The organism is Candidatus Poribacteria bacterium (genome assembly GCA_028820845.1).
Classification (GTDB): domain Bacteria; phylum Poribacteria; class WGA-4E; order WGA-4E; family WGA-3G; genus WGA-3G.
Window position 1 is genome coordinate 1 of record JAPPII010000057.1, and the last position, 16,722, is coordinate 16,722.

The 16,722-nt window shown below is 49.6% G+C and carries 17 protein-coding genes; 15 read left to right on the forward strand and 2 right to left on the reverse strand.

The annotated features are described in order from the left end of the window. Positions 1–119: 119 nt before the first annotated feature. From OXN25_11765 to OXN25_11835, 15 genes are all read left to right on the forward strand, one after another. Positions 120–332, forward strand: a complete 213-nt coding sequence (locus tag OXN25_11765) for a hypothetical protein (protein MDE0425538.1) — start codon at positions 120–122, stop codon at positions 330–332. Next, on the forward strand, positions 329–1,354 hold the full coding sequence (locus OXN25_11770; protein MDE0425539.1) for a hypothetical protein: 1,026 nt from the start codon (positions 329–331) through the stop codon (positions 1,352–1,354). Before OXN25_11765 ends, OXN25_11770 begins: the two co-directional genes overlap by 4 nt. A gap of 11 nt (positions 1,355–1,365) precedes the next feature. Then, positions 1,366–1,833, forward strand: a complete 468-nt coding sequence (locus OXN25_11775; GenBank protein MDE0425540.1) for a hypothetical protein — start codon at positions 1,366–1,368, stop codon at positions 1,831–1,833. Beyond that, positions 1,823–3,703, forward strand: coding sequence for a leucine-rich repeat domain-containing protein (locus tag OXN25_11780; protein MDE0425541.1), 1,881 nt, complete (start codon positions 1,823–1,825; stop codon positions 3,701–3,703). The genes OXN25_11775 and OXN25_11780 overlap by 11 nt, the downstream gene beginning before the upstream one ends. A 173-nt stretch (positions 3,704–3,876) precedes the next feature. Further along, positions 3,877–4,176: a hypothetical protein gene (locus OXN25_11785; GenBank protein ID MDE0425542.1), complete on the forward strand. Its 300-nt coding sequence runs from the start codon at positions 3,877–3,879 to the stop codon at positions 4,174–4,176. Next, complete coding sequence (locus OXN25_11790) at positions 4,157–4,645, forward strand: hypothetical protein (GenBank protein ID MDE0425543.1); 489 nt, start codon at positions 4,157–4,159, stop codon at positions 4,643–4,645. Before OXN25_11785 ends, OXN25_11790 begins: the two co-directional genes overlap by 20 nt. Continuing rightward, on the forward strand, positions 4,645–5,025 hold the full coding sequence (locus OXN25_11795; GenBank protein MDE0425544.1) for a hypothetical protein: 381 nt from the start codon (positions 4,645–4,647) through the stop codon (positions 5,023–5,025). The genes OXN25_11790 and OXN25_11795 overlap by 1 nt, the downstream gene beginning before the upstream one ends. An 11-nt stretch (positions 5,026–5,036) precedes the next feature. Then, on the forward strand, positions 5,037–5,234 hold the full coding sequence (locus OXN25_11800) for a hypothetical protein (protein MDE0425545.1): 198 nt from the start codon (positions 5,037–5,039) through the stop codon (positions 5,232–5,234). 84 nt (positions 5,235–5,318) lie between these two features. Then, the gene (locus OXN25_11805; protein ID MDE0425546.1) at positions 5,319–5,771 is read left to right on the forward strand and encodes a hypothetical protein; all 453 of its coding nucleotides are present in this window, start codon (positions 5,319–5,321) and stop codon (positions 5,769–5,771) included. A gap of 20 nt (positions 5,772–5,791) precedes the next feature. Next, a complete protein-coding gene (locus OXN25_11810) occupies positions 5,792–5,962 on the forward strand; it encodes a hypothetical protein (protein MDE0425547.1) in 171 nt (56 codons plus the stop codon). Positions 5,963–6,122: 160 nt separating this feature from the next. Further along, on the forward strand, positions 6,123–6,287 hold the full coding sequence (locus tag OXN25_11815; protein MDE0425548.1) for a hypothetical protein: 165 nt from the start codon (positions 6,123–6,125) through the stop codon (positions 6,285–6,287). Between the two features lie 108 nt (positions 6,288–6,395). Further along, complete coding sequence (locus OXN25_11820) at positions 6,396–7,280, forward strand: transposase (GenBank protein ID MDE0425549.1); 885 nt, start codon at positions 6,396–6,398, stop codon at positions 7,278–7,280. Positions 7,281–7,377: 97 nt separating this feature from the next. Then, positions 7,378–7,599: a hypothetical protein gene (locus OXN25_11825; GenBank protein MDE0425550.1), complete on the forward strand. Its 222-nt coding sequence runs from the start codon at positions 7,378–7,380 to the stop codon at positions 7,597–7,599. A 105-nt stretch (positions 7,600–7,704) separates the two neighbouring features. Then, positions 7,705–8,019, forward strand: coding sequence for a transposase (locus tag OXN25_11830; GenBank protein ID MDE0425551.1), 315 nt, complete (start codon positions 7,705–7,707; stop codon positions 8,017–8,019). Then, a complete protein-coding gene (locus OXN25_11835) occupies positions 8,016–8,837 on the forward strand; it encodes an IS3 family transposase (GenBank protein MDE0425552.1) in 822 nt (273 codons plus the stop codon). Before OXN25_11830 ends, OXN25_11835 begins: the two co-directional genes overlap by 4 nt. Positions 8,838–9,162: 325 nt before the next feature. Here OXN25_11835 and OXN25_11840 read toward each other — a convergent pair whose 3' ends face one another. Together OXN25_11840 and OXN25_11845 are read right to left on the reverse strand one after the other, a co-directional pair. Then, positions 9,163–13,356 (reverse strand): Ig-like domain-containing protein, encoded by a 4,194-nt coding sequence (locus tag OXN25_11840; protein MDE0425553.1) that lies wholly within the window; start codon positions 13,354–13,356, stop codon positions 9,163–9,165. Between the two features lie 632 nt (positions 13,357–13,988). Next, the coding region (locus tag OXN25_11845) for a lamin tail domain-containing protein (protein MDE0425554.1) at positions 13,989–16,722 on the reverse strand (2,734 nt) is incomplete at its 5' end.

The window sequence follows — 16,722 nt, forward strand, 5'->3', positions numbered from 1 at the left end:
TACCTGCTTTTCTGCTTTTTCACACTAAAATTTTAAAATTGTCCAAACTATAGTATATCTTAAGCAAAGCGAAATATTATCTAAATTTTGCCTATCACGAAACATGCTGCCGAACGGCGATGGAGGCCCTCTTGTCAGGGGTGGGTATCCTCGCTGGACAGCATCCGCTTTTCGAGGAATATCCGTGTGTTGCCAACGGGTTGACCCCTGAAGCCTGTGTTGAACTATTGAAGTCCGCACCCGAAGTGGATGTCGCTGCGACACGACAGTGGGCATTGAAAAATGTGAGCTATCCAGCCTTCCGATCCGCGATAGAGGAGGCAACACGATGAAGATAGATTATCTTGTGCCGAAGATGTATCAATCGTTTGATCTCGAAGCGAAACGAAATGCTGGAGGCGGGATGCTGCCGAATATCCATTCCCGTGCAAGCGCGCTGCGCACACACTATGATGTACGTATTATTAGTGATGTTGAAGAAATTCAAAGCGATTTCTGTCTGATAGAATCACTGTGGTTTAGCTTGTGGAGAGACATTCAGGCAAACACCGTTATGCAGGGTGACGTATTAGGTGCAATTCACAAGGCACACGCAGCGCGTCTGACGAAGTTATTTGAAAAGCCTGCGGCGAAAATCGTAACGTGTTGTGAGTTGGAACTCGCACGACTTCCGTGGTGGTCGCGTGCGAAAATTAAGCACTATCCTCTCGGCGTTGTCGTGAATACACCCTATTTGTGGGATATACTCACAGCGCTCGGCATTACACCGATTGGGTATCTTTGTGATGCTATCGATCCGTATTTGTTTAAGCCTGCGAAAAAAGAGTTATCCGTTATTGCATGTGGCGGACTCAAACATATCAAAAACCCATACTTGATTTTTGAAGTTTTTGAAAGACTCAGGGGCAAAATGAGACGCATCTATATCGGAAACGCTGAGGTGTGGAGCAATGAAAATAGGACAGAAGACCTTGAGCTTGTAGAGAAAATCCGAGCCTGTACGGATGTATGGATACCGAACGCGTCATACATTGAAGTCGCGTATCACTTATCAACGGCTGGAATTGGAATTAACGATACATGGCACGATGTGTCCTCGCGTATCAATCAAGAGATGCTCATGGCAGGTGTAATCTCTGTAGCTGGACAACACCCACTTTTTAAAGAAAGACCTGGTTTTCATGGACTCAAAACTGCCGAAGCATTTGTTGAGACGATTTCTGAAATCACAAACAATTTCTCCGAAATCCCCGCATCTGAGGGAAATCAAGGACGAAACTGGGCATGCAAAAATGTTTCTGCAGACGTTTTTATCCAACAATTTAACGAATTGCTAATCAACACATATCTATAGGAAATCAGACAATGGCAGCACAAGATGTAATCATCTATCGGTTAGAACAACCATACACAGAGCATTTAATGGAAATCTGCGCAATAGGTGAAACTTTTCAAAAAGAACAGATGCAATCCATTTTCAGCAAAGCAAATATGATTGTAGATGCCCAGTTTTACTACACCAATCCACTGCTCTACATCCTTTTGGATAAAGTTTCGCCACATTACGCCAATCTCTATGGCAATTATTATCTGTTGCCACCCAAGACGTATGATTCACTTAAATTTGACACAAATCACCTCGCTGTGAATGCTAAATTTTTGGACGATATTGGTTCAATTGCGGATCTGCTGAGTGGAAGAAATAATCGGAAAGAGCTGGAAACCAACGAAGACAAAGCGGATAATAGTCTTTTTGGGATGTATCAGAAATTCGGGCTTTATGTCATTGGGATAGATAGCGATTTGAAAGGGGGCGTTTCGGATGTTCCGTAAAAAAGTATTGTGTCTTATGCTGTGTTTTTGGGCAACCGTTTCTGTAACATCCGCAGAAAACTGGATGCCAGATGAAAACCTACGACGTGTGGTTTCTGAGACGTTAGGTGTTGACACACTTGCAATTACAGATATGCAAAGGCTTTACGCGTTGATATTTAATGAGCGTGGTGTTAAAAGTCTCAAGGGCTTGGAACACGCCACAAATCTTACGAGGCTACTGATCGCGGATGAGGAGGTTAGCGATCTCACACCACTTTCAGAACTTCGGGACCTAAGGATACTTAAGCTGTTTCGTAACCGGATTGCCGATATTTCACCCCTCTCAAGTTTAAATCAATTAGAGGTGCTTGAGTTACAGAACAATCAAATTACCGATTTCACACCCTTATTGAACCTTACAAATCTGGGGTATCTTGATATTCGAGATAACCCCAATTCAGGCGTAGGTCAGTTTGTATCCGCACATCCAAGGATAATAGAAGCCTTACGACACTGGATGTGTGATTTTCAGCCGCCGTCGTATGTGAAACCTGTCAAGGAGCGGCTGAAGGCTCGTTCTTATCCTTCGATTGGTGGGTCGAACATGGTGAGAACAAACTATGCAACAAGTTTAGAAGTTGCGGAGCCATCTCTATCGGATTTCTTCGGAGATACCGATGTTTTTGATAATGGGCTCTGGTTCGAGAGGTCGCCTTTCGGCGGTGAGGTGCGTGCTGGTGAAGGTCCTTGGCATATAGAGCGGATAAAACAAGATCATGCGAACCTTTTTGATGCGAACCCGAACATGGTTTTACTTGCTGAGGTTCGTTACTATGATGGTCATGGCTTCGGATTCACGGAGGATTCTCCGTATTGGTTGCGCAATCCTGATGGCACGATTGTAAGGGAGGAGTGGTTTGATGCTGAAGGCAAGTTAGGTTATTTTAATGATATGGTTGATTTCACGAACCCGGATGTCATTGAAATAATCGTCGCTCAAGCCGTTGCGGTTGCCAACTGCGGTCTCTATGATGGTATAATTCTCGATAATTGGAGCGAGTCTGTAGATTTGCATGAGCTTGTGCCACTGGAAGTTGTTCGTCAGGCACGGGTGCAGATTCTACAAGGGGTCCGCCAAGCAGTGCCGGAGGACTTTCTGATAGCTGTAAATCCAGTATGGCACAAAATTCCAGGCTCAGCACCGTATGTCAATGGTGCGCTTATGGAAACTTGGGGGTCAGAGTGGCAAGGGACGGAGGAGTATGGGGGTGCGTATTATACCCGTCAAGACTATCTCAATTATGAGGAGGCACTTCTCTGGAACGCAGCGAACTACAAGGAACCGAACTTTACTTTTTTAGCTGCCAAACTTCCAACTTATGCCGATCCGCAATCATCTCGCAATCTTCAAAACATGCGTGTGTTTACAACACTCAGCCTCACACATTCAGATGGCTATGTGAATGTACATCAGAGTCTATCGGGTAGCCTCTACTATGATTTCTGGAATGCCGATCTCGGTCGTCCTGTAGGTGAGAAGGGAAAACTTTATGAGAATCGTGATGGCGTGTTCATCCGGGAGTTCACCAACGGTTGGGCAGTGTATAACCGGAGCGGCAAAGCACAAACAATCCGTTTGCCCCAGTCAAAAGGGGTTGCCAGCGGTGTAGAAGGCACGCAGCATGTGCTTGCGGATTTAGACGGTGAAATTTATTTGAAGGGTATCATGGTAACGGCAGATGTCAATGGCGATGGTCTTGTGAATGTGCTGGATTTGGTGATAATATCCAATGCGATTGGGACGCAAACGCTGGATTTGAATGGAGACGGTGTTACCAACATCCTTGACCTTGTAGTTGTTGCGAACGCTCTTTCTATAAAGAAATAATATGTTGATTGAAAACTTATTTAAAACACCACAAAAACTTTTTCGATCAAAAGTGCGGCGAGTAGAGCCTCTCAAACGCAGAGCGTCGGCTTCACGACAAACACCGGAGATAATGCAGATGATGCCCAACGCTCGCGGCGACGTTTTACTCAGAGTGCGGAGAAATGTGACGTATGGCTAATAATACTCCCCAAGCCCCCTTTGGCATCGATCTTGAAGGTTCAGCGATCTACGAGAAAGTCTTGGAACACCCGATCCCGTGCATGCTGCTCCGTCAGGATTTACCCGTAGATGTGCTTGCCGCGATGGCACAGGCATTTAAGATTGTGGATGTTGAATACGAGGGCGCGACGTATTTTGCCGTACCCCTTGCGTTCTACACGCCCCCAGAGCCGGGCGAAAAGGTTGTGGGAAAAATTTTGGACCCGTGGGGCAATTTGATGGAGGCGACAGATGCCGACCTTTGTAGATGAATACACGATCAGCGTGCTTGGATTTATAGATGCTGTGCTCCAAACCAGCGGCACCTATACTGTAGGGGAGCAGCGTGTCAGAACAATCAGCACCATTGAAACACGACCCCTCACGCGGGTAACGTTCGTATACGTCTACAAGACCGGCTATCCCTCAGCAACCGGTGCATTTACTGTGGAGTGGTATAACAACGCTGCGCGAACCCAACGCGAGACAGCCAACAGACCCACTTCACCGACTTTCACGCCAGCAACACCTCTTGATGCCGAGGGGGACCCTGCAATGCCTGCCGGGACAGATGATATAGCGGATGCGGATATATGGAAACGTGCAACCCTGCAAGTCACTGCCCCGACAGTTCCGAGTCGCCTCGCAGCAGATCCAATGATTTTTTACGACATCTATGGACGGATTACGATGCCACAGGCAGACTTCGACCGCATGACGGGGGATGATGGAGTGAGCTAATGCCGTTTCGACAAACAAACTTCATCTTACGTGTCATCACAGGCTTTCTGTCGGGTTCTGTTGACTTCACTGGCAACAAAAGGACAACACTCCAACCCGCGGGTGGCAGTTTCACTGCGCCGTTTGTCTATAAAATCGGCAGACCCGCGTCGGATCAATTTATAGGAACAATTACCGGTGCCGATGCAACGGCAAATGTTTCGCCGTCAGCACCGGTAACGCAGCGACAACGCATGGGTGGGAGCCCAAGCGATATGGAAGATGTCGATCCAAACGAAGTCCAAACAGGGAGCGTTTCAGGCACAGTGCCTGTGAACAGCGGCACAAGCGTAAAAACACATACCTTAACGCTAAGAATGCGACAGCCGGATCCCACATAGGAGATGCGCTGATGGCAAAACAATTCTATCTCAAACTCAACCAAGACTCTGATGCGCTTTTTGAGCTGATAGAACAGTTCCGGGTGCTTCATATAGAACATGCCGGTGAGATGTGTTATGTCGTCTTATACGGTTATGGCGAGATAGACACAAGTCTCGTCAAGGCGATTGAGAACGATCGGTTGGTGTTAAAGGGACATTCTATATGAGAGCGAGAAGGCCTCCGGGAGAGGTTTGCACTTGAAAAAACGACAGAAGGCTGGACGATCGAAGGTGGCTACTACAGCACACCGATGGAGACAGAAGTCATCCCCTCCGAGATCACCGAACACCCCAAACCCGTGATTGTGCCAACTGTGCCCTTGGCAGAGAAAAAGGGGAAACGGTATCTGGTGATGAACAACGATCTTTCGATGCTCGAACGCGCAACGATTTTACGGAATCACTATGTAGAGCTTGTGATGTATAAAGATGAACTCCATTCGGCAATTTTGTTAGAAATGGAGCGCGAGTCGATGCCCGAAACGCTCACGGAAGAAGAACGTGACGAGGTACATTTCCTAACAGGCACATCGCCAGAGGGGTTAACCATCTTTGAGGACTTTATTGAATCGCCAGAACCGTGTTTGTTGTTTGATAAGGATGTACCCGAAGCCTATATCTACATGCTATCGATGAGTTTCATTATCGTGGAAGTCAACATCCAAAACACACTCCGGAAAGGTATCGCAGGAGGAACTTTCTAATATAAAATACGGGATTTTGAATGGCAACGACACTCCGATGCACGACCTTTATTTTACGGGTAACCACAGAGGACATCGCAGCCACAATTCGGATGCATTCTGAAGATGAGGTTGTCGAAACCGCTGCGGGAACACGCGATGCGCAAGGCAATATCTTGACGGCACCTGAATGGGTATTATATAGTGTGTAATTAAAACTGACATTTATCAAAGTTATGTTTATACGCCTAAAAGCGTTGCCTAAGGGCGTATCGCGTTATGAAAATGCGTTTTGTTTTTAAAAAGTTTCTTGATTTTTAGCACATGAGATGTCATCCTAAGAGTTAACCCAACTTTTCAGGAGGACATCTCATGCGACATCATATTATCAGAACAGCAGCCTTTTTTCAATCCGCTTTCTACGCAAACGCTCGGAAGATGACGTCCGAGCTCGCTGAAACCTTGCTGCTCCTTTCAACCGGACATCTCTTTGGACTTTACAATCCGAATCAAGTCGCAGAGGCACTCAGCGTCTGAAAAAATAAACGCTATCGAGACCTAAAGGCACTGAGTCTTTATCAGTGGAAGACGCTGTTAGTTCGTCTGGCATCTACGCTCGCTATTGAAGCGATCCGTGAGGCTCAGGTGAAGTCGGCAGCCACGCGTTCTCGACGGTGTATCACGATAAGTGTTGATGACACAAATGACCCGTGCTATGCCAAAACACTCGCTTATTGCTATAAGTGGTGGTCAAAACAGCAAAAGCATGCGATCAAAGGTCGAAATATACTCGCCATCACTTTGAAGATCGGCGATGTCATTCTCCCACTGAACATCCGTATCGTCTCTAAACAAGGGAGAGGCAACACGGATAAACCGACCTGCTTTCAAACAATGATACGAGAAGTGCTTGAAGTCTTCGATGCCGAAGGTATTGATTTGAGAAAGTATCCAATCACCTTTGATTCTTGGTATGGCAGTCAAACTCTCATTGAAGCACTGTTCGCGTTAGGGTTCACTTGTGTCCTTGTTCATGGCAAAAGCAACTACGTCATGGAGATGGACGGGAAAACTGCCAAACTTTCAAAACACAAGAAGACCGTCAAACTCCTGACTCAGCAATGCGGGTGTGATAAACCCATGCGACGTTTTCGGGCAAACAGCCCGACTTTCGGGCAACTCGTGCTCCTCTTTTTTCCGACACACGGAAAAACGCAAACGCTGAGGGTCTTTGGCAGACCTTTACGATCCGCAGAGATCCTCCATATTTGGGCCCAACATCATGGTATCGAACAGTTTTGGCGACATTTGAAAACGGATCTCCGCCTTTCAGCAATGCGTTTGCAGCATCGAAACGGTGCTTATGGCTCCTTAGCCATAAAGGTTCTCGGTTATCTCATGATCCAGCAGGTCAGTCGCTCCACACGACTCACTTTTCATCACATAAAACTTCAACTGTCCGCGGATAGGCAGCTCTTGTCTATCATCGCCGCGCATTTTCATGAACCAAACCTACAAGAACATATATAACTATTGAAACAAACAAACTTTTGAGAAATATCAGTTAAAATATGTTCGGGATTGTGAGATGCAGTTTTTCAAAATCGACCGAAAAAGAGGTTTCACCATGCGCAGCAATTCCAAAGGCACCATTCTGGCGGCTTGCGAAATGTCTTTCAACGGCGCAAGCAATACTGAAATCGCAGCACACTTCAAAGTTACCGATTCAACAATCTCGCGCTGGCGGAAGAACCCTGTTTGGATCGACTTTGAAAACGAACTCATCGCCGCCTACAAAGCAGCAGCCCTTAAGAAACAGGACCCAAACGCAACCGAGGCGGATAGCTGATAGCCAAAAAAAATGTAGCGAAGGAATTGTACTGCCATCGGAAATTAGGGCCACCCTCTAAAACAAGATTGTGATAGGATAACAATCTACTGAAAGGAGTATCCGATGGCGAAACGAAGAAGCTTCACCCCCGAGTTTAAAGCAGCAGTCGTGCTTGAGGCCCTCAGCGGTGAAAGTTCGCAGGTTTCCGAACTGTGTAGACGATATAACCTCAGCGAACAACAGCTCTCGAAGTGGAAGCAGCAAGTCGTTGAAAATGTGGCGACGCTGTTCGTCTCCTCTACGGATCAACAGTCGATCGAGGCGGCGGCGCGTATTGCTCACCTTGAGCGGCTCGTTGGGCGTTTGACCGTGGCATTAGACATTGAAAAAAAAGCCGCGACGTGGTTGAACTCACCTCGTCAGAGAAACGAGAAATGATAGAAACAGTGCGCAACGCTTCTTCCTATTCGGTTCGGCAGATTTGTGAAACCCTCGGATTCAACCGGAGTCTTCTCTATTATCAGCCGAAAAGCGACCCTTCAGAAGGGGAGTTGCGAGAGAAAATAGAGGCATTATCTCTGCGGTATCCGAAATATGGATATAGACGCATCACAGCGTTGCTACTGCGTCAAGGATACCTCGTCGGTTATAGACGCGTCGCCCGGTTGATGAAAGAAGAGAACCTTTCTGTTTCCATCAAACGTGTCTGTCGCACCACGAGCTCCCTTGAAGGTCCACGGAACTGGGTCAATAGCATTGAGAACCTTGAGGTCTGTCGCCGGGATCAGGTCTGGGTGGGCGATATCACCTACGTCCGCCTCAACAGGTGTTTCGTCTATGTCGCTGTGCTCATGGATGTCTTCACCCGAGTGATAAAAGGGTGGCAGGTCAGTCGACATTTGCATACATCTCTGACCTTGAAACCGCTACAAGAGGCATTATGCCACAGCGTCTGTGAGATTCATCACTCTGATCAAGGCGCGCAGTATCTTTCAAGTGCTTACACCTCGACCCTGACGCGGCATGGCGTTGAGATTTCGGTAGCACACAGAGGGCGCCCTTGGGAGAACGGATACGCTGAAAGGTTGATCCGCACCCTCAAGGAGGAAGAAGTTGACATCAATGACTACCAAGATATTACCGAGGCGAGAGAACGCATCGGGCATTTTATCAGACACGTGTATCACCAGAAACGCCCACATTCGGCGTTAGGGTATTTGACGCCTCTCGAATTTCAACGAAAAAACTTGTCTTAACTTTACGAAATTTTGGCCCTAATTAGCGTTGGCACTTCAAATAGTCGACATCTCCCATCGCTACATTTGGTCAGTTACGCGCATCACGCGCATGGCCCCCTGACCGCCAGTATTTTAGTTTGAATTTAGGAGGTTAATGTCATCCTAAAAAGACAGGATGAGTTTATAGCGTCATCCCAGGACGAGCTGAAAATATCCAAAGAGAAGAAAGGCGGCATGACCTATATTACATGCCGCCTTTTCTCAGTACTGACCGCTGAAAGCGTAGCCGGGGAATGCCACACGGCATTCATACCGTTGATTTCTGACCGCTGACCGCTAACAGCTATTTCAAAATAACCATCTTCCGCAGCGGCGAAACTTCTGCGTCCGTCTGCAACTGGTAGAAATAGATACCACTCGCAACACGTTCACCGAATGCGTTCCGACCATCCCAATACGCCGCACGGCTCCGGCTCGTGTAGTAACCCGCCGTCTGATGACCGAGGGTCAACGCACGCACCAAGATACCCCGCGAATCGTAGATGTTCACACGCACATCCGTGCTTTCTGACAGGTGATACGGTATCCATGTCTCCGGGTTAAACGGATTCGGATAGTTCGCTAACAACACCGTCTCATCCGGACGTGCCGATGCTAACAGGTGTTGGAGATATAACAACGCACGCTGCGCCGCAATCGACCTGTCACCCGAAGCAAGCAACATCTCGACCTGCTCCTGCACACGATCGAAGTCAAGGTCCAGTGCCTTGACATCAATATCAAGCGTCGGGGCAGCAATATCGTCGTCGAGGTTCGCCAAGACGAGGATAATGTTGGTCGCATCCACAGTGCCGCTCCCATCAACGTCTGTGCGCGGGTCGGTGATACCACCTCCGCTCTGTCCAATTGCTGCGGCAACGGCTCGCGTGTCAGCGTTATTGATTGCACCGTCTTCGTTGACATCATACTGCGAGTAGGTCGGAGTCTCTCCAGGTTCCCTCGGTTGTGTGGGCGGCCGGGCGATCGTCGGAGGTGCCACAACGTTGAGTATGATACCTATCGGGTTCGTCACACCTGAGGCGATGTCTTTGACCAATCTACCGGCGAGGTTCGAGCGTTGGATTTTGCCGGTCCCCTTCGTCCAGTAAATCTTGTTGTCTGAACCATCCACCGCAATTGAGGTCGGGACACCCGATGCGAAGGTCTTCAGCGTTTGTGCGTTCGAGCCGTCAAGGTTCGAGCGATTCAGACTCCCACTCCCGGCATCACCGCGCTCGACCCAGTACAGTTTATTTTTCGCAACCGAAAGGCTCAACGGTTCACTGAGACCTGTGGCGACGTTCTGTACCGTCTGCCGTGTCGCTGCCAGGTCAATGCGCCGGATTCTACCGGCGGCTTCTCCCCAATAGAGATGACCGTTGGATACCACAATCGGGCCCGGATTCGGCAGGTTCTGGAGGATGTTCGTGAGATTGGCACTCCCGTCTGCAGGAATGCTCTGGATTCTGCCACGGGAGTTCGTCCAGTAGACGACACCACCCGCACTGTCAACCGTAATACCCATCGGCACGGCTGTCAATGTTTTGACGGTTCGGATGTTTCTGCCGTTGAGATTCGCACTTCGGATTTCACCTCTATTGGGTCCTGTCTGCACAGCGAAATAGAGGAGGTTGTTCGCCGTATCGATAGTGATACCTGTAACGCCTGTGACGCTCGGTGCAAGTGCCTCAATGTCGGCATCAACGAGTCGGTAGAGGGTTCCCTCTGTTCTGCTAATCCAGTACATCGGCACACGCTGTGAGGCACCGACAAGCACCTGCATCCCCGATGTCGCATTGAAGTTCACAGCCGTGAGTCCTGTAACGCGTGCAGCGACTCTGTTATTCCCCGGTTCATCGCCGAGTGTCAGTCGAGTCTGTGCGCGTCCGCTTGCGTTCGTCGTCGCGGTTTCGGGTGAAACGCTACCGCCACCCGCTGTGACTGCAAAGTTCACGGTGACCCCTGAAACCGGTTCGTCGTTTTCGTTGACGACTTCAACGACAAAGGGATTCGCAAGCCGGGTGCCCGGTAGACCGCTCTGATTGTCGCCGGAGACCTTCACGATATCGGAAGGCGGTTCCCCGGTGAAAACGGTGAAGAATGCCGAACTGAGTCCTGTTGCGTACGCTTCAACCACGATTTCTCCGTCGGCAGTCGGTGTGAAACCGACCTCTGCATACCCGTCTGGGTCGGTCCGTGCGCTATTCCGAGAGAGGCGACCTCTGCCTTCGGTAATGCGGAAGCGGACAAGCACTCCACCGATCCCGTTGTCTTCTCTGTCAACGACTTGTACGCTCAAATCTTCATCAAGTCGTCTATTGGCCAGTCCGGTCTGATCGTCCCCCCCGGCGATGACGATTGCCTCGGGACCGAGTGAGGCGTCCGCGGTGAAGACAGCGGAACCGACCCCCGGGTAGTCCGTAGCATTAACACTTGCGCGGACGGTATTCCGCATCCCGACGCTGCCGAGTGTGAGGGTTGTCTCCGCCTCACCGTCTGCATCGGTGGTAGCCGTTGAACTGGAGACCGATCCGCCCCCGGTTTCGACGGTAAAGGTAATCACCGCCCCCGGAATCGGATCGCCCTCGTCATCTTCAAAGCGGACAACAAAGGGTGAAGAGAGGGTTGTTCCGGGAGTACCGCTCTGCCCACTTCCTGAAACCGCCGCTAAGTCAGTCGGTGTGGGTTCAATCGTGATCGTCGCTTGTGCTGTAGTATAACCCGTCGCCGTTGCGGTGATTGTACCATCTTCATCCCCGAGTGTGAGGGTTACCGTTGCTTGACCGCTGCTACTGGTAAGGACGGGAGTCGTCTGCGAGAGTGTTCCTACGTTAGCGCTGCTGAGCGTAAATGTGACAGGTACCCCAAAACGCACGTCTCCATTTTCATCTCTTGCTGTCGCAGTTAGGGCGATGCTATCATCCTCGTTACCCGTAATCGTAGTTCCTAAGTTGAAGGAGAGCGCAGCGGTGCGCTGTTGCGGCTGCTCCGGCTGCCGCGGCGTTACGCTGCCACCGCTGACGTTAATGGTTAGCCTAATCATGTCCGCCTCATCAGTCGGAACTGTGAGTGCACTTTTATGGGCAAACGTAAGAACTTCCAAAGGAGCGGCATAGTTCAGTGAGTCGTAAATAACGTGTGCGATGCCATCTAAATTAGTATTTTCGGTCAGCGAACCATTCGTAACCGTATTAGAAGTCCCCGTATCAGGCGTATTCGTCAATGTCCCTTTGAGCGTATCGAATGTGACCGCAACACCAGATACTGGGGTATCATCGTCTTCTATGAGAAGCTTCAAATCATACTTGGTGGAGGATCCGGACCGTCTCGCATTTGTGTCTATAGTGATTTTCCTGTCTGGTAAAGCGGTACTGTATGCTGTAACTTCTTTCGTTTGGCCCACTGCACTAACGATAATCACCTGTTCTCTACCAGCAGTTCCAACTTCATAGCCAATCTGAGCCCCACTTGCCCCGGTCCGTACATATAATGTTTTAGCAGATGTCGGGGGGGGCTCTATTATCCTGTTACTGGAGTCAACTATAGTGTTACCCGTACCCGGAATAAGCCAGCCGCCGCTACTTGTGGATTTATCTTTGACTTCAAATTTGACTGGCACTCCGGTAACTGCAGCCGGAGTGGCGACACCATCATTCACTATGGCTGTAAAGGCGTTTGCAGGCCGGTTACCAGGAACACCAGGACTATCACTAGTAAGAGTGGTTGTCGGCGTTTGCAGTGTAGGTCTACCATAGACATAGGCACCTACGAATGAAGCTCCACCTGTAACTTGTGCAGTCACCGTGGTACTTGAATCCCTCTCGCTAAGATACACTTTGGCGGCACTTGATGTATTGAGAGGACTAGCCGCAGGTGTAGTCGTGCGGTTCCCCTCTTGTATATAGGCGTTCCCACCACCAGTCCACGTATACGTAACCGGATAGTGGCTGCCGTCCCCATTGTAAAGTAGTTGGGTCCCGAAACCAACATATCCAGACTTGATCCCGTTGCTTATGCCAGCAAGACGGATAGATGCTGTCTGAGGAACTATACTCTGCACTACGTAAAACGTCAAGACTTGTTCTGATGCTCGCTGGCTTCCAGAAGGTATGCTTGAAGTCGAATCCCTGAGTCTTATGTTAACTTTACCGGCACTTTGAGCCCTAAAGGTTAAGGTGCCAATTGTCAAAGTTCCGTTAACAGCATCTTCTGTAAAAGTATGGGAAGTTCTTCCCGCCGCGCCATCAAGCGAGATGGTCGCGCTGCCGCCGCTAATACTAATATTAACGGATTCCGCAACAGTATCAATATTAGTAGTTTGTGTAATTGTTAAAGTAACCGTAGTTCCAATACCCAGACGATCAAGATCGGACTGCCCTGTAGCAGCAAGGGCAAAATTATCCGTCTGTATTGCATCTGCGATACCCTGCACGCTGAACGCCAGCACAAGCGTCATCAGTATGCCGAAGACGATTTTTCGTGTCATTAGGTTTTTCATGAAAAAATATACCTCATTTTGGTTGTATGAAGTATGCAGGGCGGAGGCACTGGGTGCTTGCCCTACGAACTATGGGTGTTCAGCGCGGGCTTCGTGGGGAAACCCGCACGCGTGCCTCGCTGTGTGTCGGTTTGTTGTCGGTTGTAAGTTTATTAGCACTTACGCATTTTATAGTAGATTCCGTAAAGACTTTTATAGCCTCAGCCACCCCCCGGTAGGTGCGGTTTCCTAACCGCACCGATGTGAAGTGCCACCCCCCGGTAGGTGCGGTTTCTAACCGCACCGATGTGAAGTGTATAAATAATTCCGAAACCTACTATAAATGTCGCGTAAGCCGTATCTATCTATAAGTTCAGAAATCTTGAGTTATAAGTTTTGAGTGGACAAGCCTTAAGACTAATACTTCTAATTAATAAATTCCTCTTATCTTAAAAGGGTTTCTATAATGACACCCAGTGCGGTTAGGAAATCGCACCTACCGGGTCTGTGATGTCCAATTTAGTTAAGGCACAAACGCACAGGCACCGCTACATACTGGTAAAAAAATAGGGACTCACAACCGCAGCCGGAGTCCCCATTTTTGGTTTAGGTTAGTTCAATTGTTTCATCCCTGAACAACCTATGTGTCCGACCTATTTGCCAGACGATTTTAGCTCACTCCAACGCGTTGTGAGTTTACCACCCGCACTGACGTTTCCACGTAAGTGTGTCGTGCGCAAGGTTGTCCGGTTGCCGTCCAACGAGACATCCTCAATCTGGTAGTAGTAAACAACGTTGGATTTCGCAGTTGTATCTGTGTAGGTATACACATGCTTCTCAGAAGTGGTGCCGTGTCCGGGCACAATGCCTTTGACGTTGATGACCTGGAACGCACCGTCTTTGGTTTCACTCCGCAGGATATTGAATCCAGCATTGTTCAACTCAGACTGGGTGACCCATGTAATCACGACTTGACCTGTGGCTTTGTCGCGAACGGGACGGAAACTGGAGAGTGAGACGGGTAAGGGAGAACCTTCCCGATGTCCGGGTGATCCGACATCATCACGGTGTCCGTAGTAGCTCCCGACGCTCTGTGCGGGTATCCACGAGGATGCCATCGTGCCGTCATTCGCGTCATCAGCCGCGCCGTCAAATGCCTTTGTGCCAAAGCCACGGACGATGGACTTGCGCATCTCGCCACCCGTCTCCGGCAATGCCCACATCACCGTGCGACCCGGTGTCCGCGAGTCCAGCATAACGTTCCCTGCTACGTCCTCGACGTTCCCTTTATACCGGAGCTCGAGATGGAAACCTTCACTGCTCAAGAGAATGCTCTTACGGGCAGACAGACCGAGTTCGTTGCGATGCTTCTGATACAGGTTATACACACGGTGTGAGACAACATCACTCGCACTGCTACGGTCAGAGACCAGAAGGATCGTCTGGTTCGGCAGAATCACAGAAGTGCCATCAAACTTGAACTTCGCATCGACGTAGGACTCAACATCCGTGTCAATGTTGCGAATCTCGAGTTCCCAGTCACCGTTGAGATGTGCCGATTCCGTGAATGAACTGTTGTAGAGCTCAATCCACTGCGTGAGATTGCCGTTGGCACCCGGATCATACATAATCTCACTGATGACGACTTCACCCATGATGTCAGCGGGGTTCGCCTTCTGAGCGTTGTTGGCATACCCCGGCGTTCCCGGTGCGATTGCCATATCTACGTTCGGGTCATACCCGGGACCGTTGACGGCACCGTCCTTACGCCAGTGGTCTTTCTCTGAACGCTGTCCACCCGTCTTCTGCTCGATACGCGCATACGTCATACCGGTGTTACGGGGTATACTGTTGCCAGCACCGCCCCAGTCATTCGCATCAATCCTTTCGGTATTAATGTCAGCGTTCGCAATAGCAACACTCCAGCCTCTCAAGGGCCAAGCCTCCGAGACATTCGCCTGCTCAATGAACTGATTACCGGCGATGTCTACGATCCCCTCGTGGTTGGTTCTATCGTTACGGTTTCTGAGAACGAGTAGGAAATCGTCAGCAGGCATCCACTTGTCATCACCACCATTCACGACGATATACAGCTGCTTCGCACCTGCCGGGAACTTGTTGGTATCATGGAGATCCATACCTCCCGCCAAGACGCTATCGGCGGGATCGCGATTCGTGATGACCAAGAAACCACCCGCAGGAATGCTGGTGCCCTTGTCAGGAATCGAAAAGACCCGTTGCTGCTGCCTGTTGCCATCAGCATCCTCATACGCTGCGTGCATCGTCCATTTTTTAACTTCTTGTGCAGCACTACCGGTGTTGTAAAGTTCAATCCACTGAAGCGTCGCTGAGTTGTAAATCTCATTGATAATGATAGCAGTGCCGGGAAGGGATGCCGGTGCTTTACTTTGTGTCGCAATACCACCGTCATCTTGCTGAACCGCACCCGGCGTAGCGACGTGAGGACCACTCACGTTCAAACGTCCAACGGATGCTATCCACTGACGCGCCTCGGTGCCGTCGCCGAATCTATGTTCACCCGCCTTGGAACCGGCGTTGTGAGCCGTGTAGGCAGTTTTACCCGCGTTCGTGTTACGTCTACGGTACATCGAAACGAGATTCGATGGCACAGGATTTTCAGCATTAGTCACAACCCGACCACTCATACCTGGTGGATTCCATCTGGAACCAAAACGGTTGATGACACTCACACGGTCAACGACAGTGTACTTTGCATCCTCGATATTAGTGCCTGCATCATATACACCAGCAGCAACACTATCACCCGCAGTAGTAACTTTAAAGGTCACGCCACTGCGTTCAACCCGCGTGTTTGAGGTGAACACAAGATGGAGATCGTCCGTTGCTGCTAAGGGAGCACCAGCGTTGTAGACTTCAATCCACTGCGGTAGTGCCTGATCCGCACCAGTTACACCCTCGTCAACACCCCACATAATTTCGGTGATAGCGAGGCGATGCAGTAGGGCTGCTTCCTCGTCGGCGTCTGCTGCCTCTCCCGTAAGATCCTCAGCGTTCTTCACCACAAGCTCAATCGTTCCACCGAATCGGAAAAGCTCGTCGATATTTGGGAATTGACCAGCCGTCGCTGTGACTTCAATCACTCCACCCCCAACAAACCCATTCCTAGCACCAGTAGGCTCTGCAGTGGCCTCAGGCATCTCAAGAACAACAAAGCCACTTGCAGCAAGTACATTATCAGCAGCAGAAGTAGCAGTCCCAGCAGCATCTGCAGCTGTGTTGAGATTACCACTCACAACTGTTACTTGTGCGAATGCCGGACCCGCTACGAGTGCCAACATTAAAACGAAAACTAAGTTCAATACCTTCGCCAAATTATGAGGTATTGAGTTGAGCGGGTATCTGATG

Excerpts from the sequence above, each read along its gene's own strand:
- OXN25_11765 (MDE0425538.1), top strand. The coding sequence starts at position 120 with ATGGAGGCCCTCTTGTCAGGGGTGGGTATCCTCGCTGGACAGCATCCG.
- OXN25_11810 (MDE0425547.1), top strand. The coding sequence starts at position 5,792 with ATGGCAACGACACTCCGATGCACGACCTTTATTTTACGGGTAACCACA.
- OXN25_11815 (MDE0425548.1), top strand. The coding sequence starts at position 6,123 with ATGCGACATCATATTATCAGAACAGCAGCCTTTTTTCAATCCGCTTTC.
- OXN25_11800 (MDE0425545.1), top strand. The coding sequence starts at position 5,037 with ATGGCAAAACAATTCTATCTCAAACTCAACCAAGACTCTGATGCGCTT.
- OXN25_11795 (MDE0425544.1), top strand. The coding sequence starts at position 4,645 with ATGCCGTTTCGACAAACAAACTTCATCTTACGTGTCATCACAGGCTTT.
- OXN25_11840 (MDE0425553.1), bottom strand. The coding sequence starts at position 13,356 with ATGAAAAACCTAATGACACGAAAAATCGTCTTCGGCATACTGATGACG.
- OXN25_11785 (MDE0425542.1), top strand. The coding sequence starts at position 3,877 with ATGGCTAATAATACTCCCCAAGCCCCCTTTGGCATCGATCTTGAAGGT.
- OXN25_11790 (MDE0425543.1), top strand. The coding sequence starts at position 4,157 with ATGCCGACCTTTGTAGATGAATACACGATCAGCGTGCTTGGATTTATA.
- OXN25_11775 (MDE0425540.1), top strand. The coding sequence starts at position 1,366 with ATGGCAGCACAAGATGTAATCATCTATCGGTTAGAACAACCATACACA.
- OXN25_11805 (MDE0425546.1), top strand. The coding sequence starts at position 5,319 with ATGGAGACAGAAGTCATCCCCTCCGAGATCACCGAACACCCCAAACCC.
- OXN25_11830 (MDE0425551.1), top strand. The coding sequence starts at position 7,705 with ATGGCGAAACGAAGAAGCTTCACCCCCGAGTTTAAAGCAGCAGTCGTG.
- OXN25_11770 (MDE0425539.1), top strand. The coding sequence starts at position 329 with ATGAAGATAGATTATCTTGTGCCGAAGATGTATCAATCGTTTGATCTC.
- OXN25_11835 (MDE0425552.1), top strand. The coding sequence starts at position 8,016 with ATGATAGAAACAGTGCGCAACGCTTCTTCCTATTCGGTTCGGCAGATT.
- OXN25_11825 (MDE0425550.1), top strand. The coding sequence starts at position 7,378 with ATGCGCAGCAATTCCAAAGGCACCATTCTGGCGGCTTGCGAAATGTCT.
- OXN25_11780 (MDE0425541.1), top strand. The coding sequence starts at position 1,823 with ATGTTCCGTAAAAAAGTATTGTGTCTTATGCTGTGTTTTTGGGCAACC.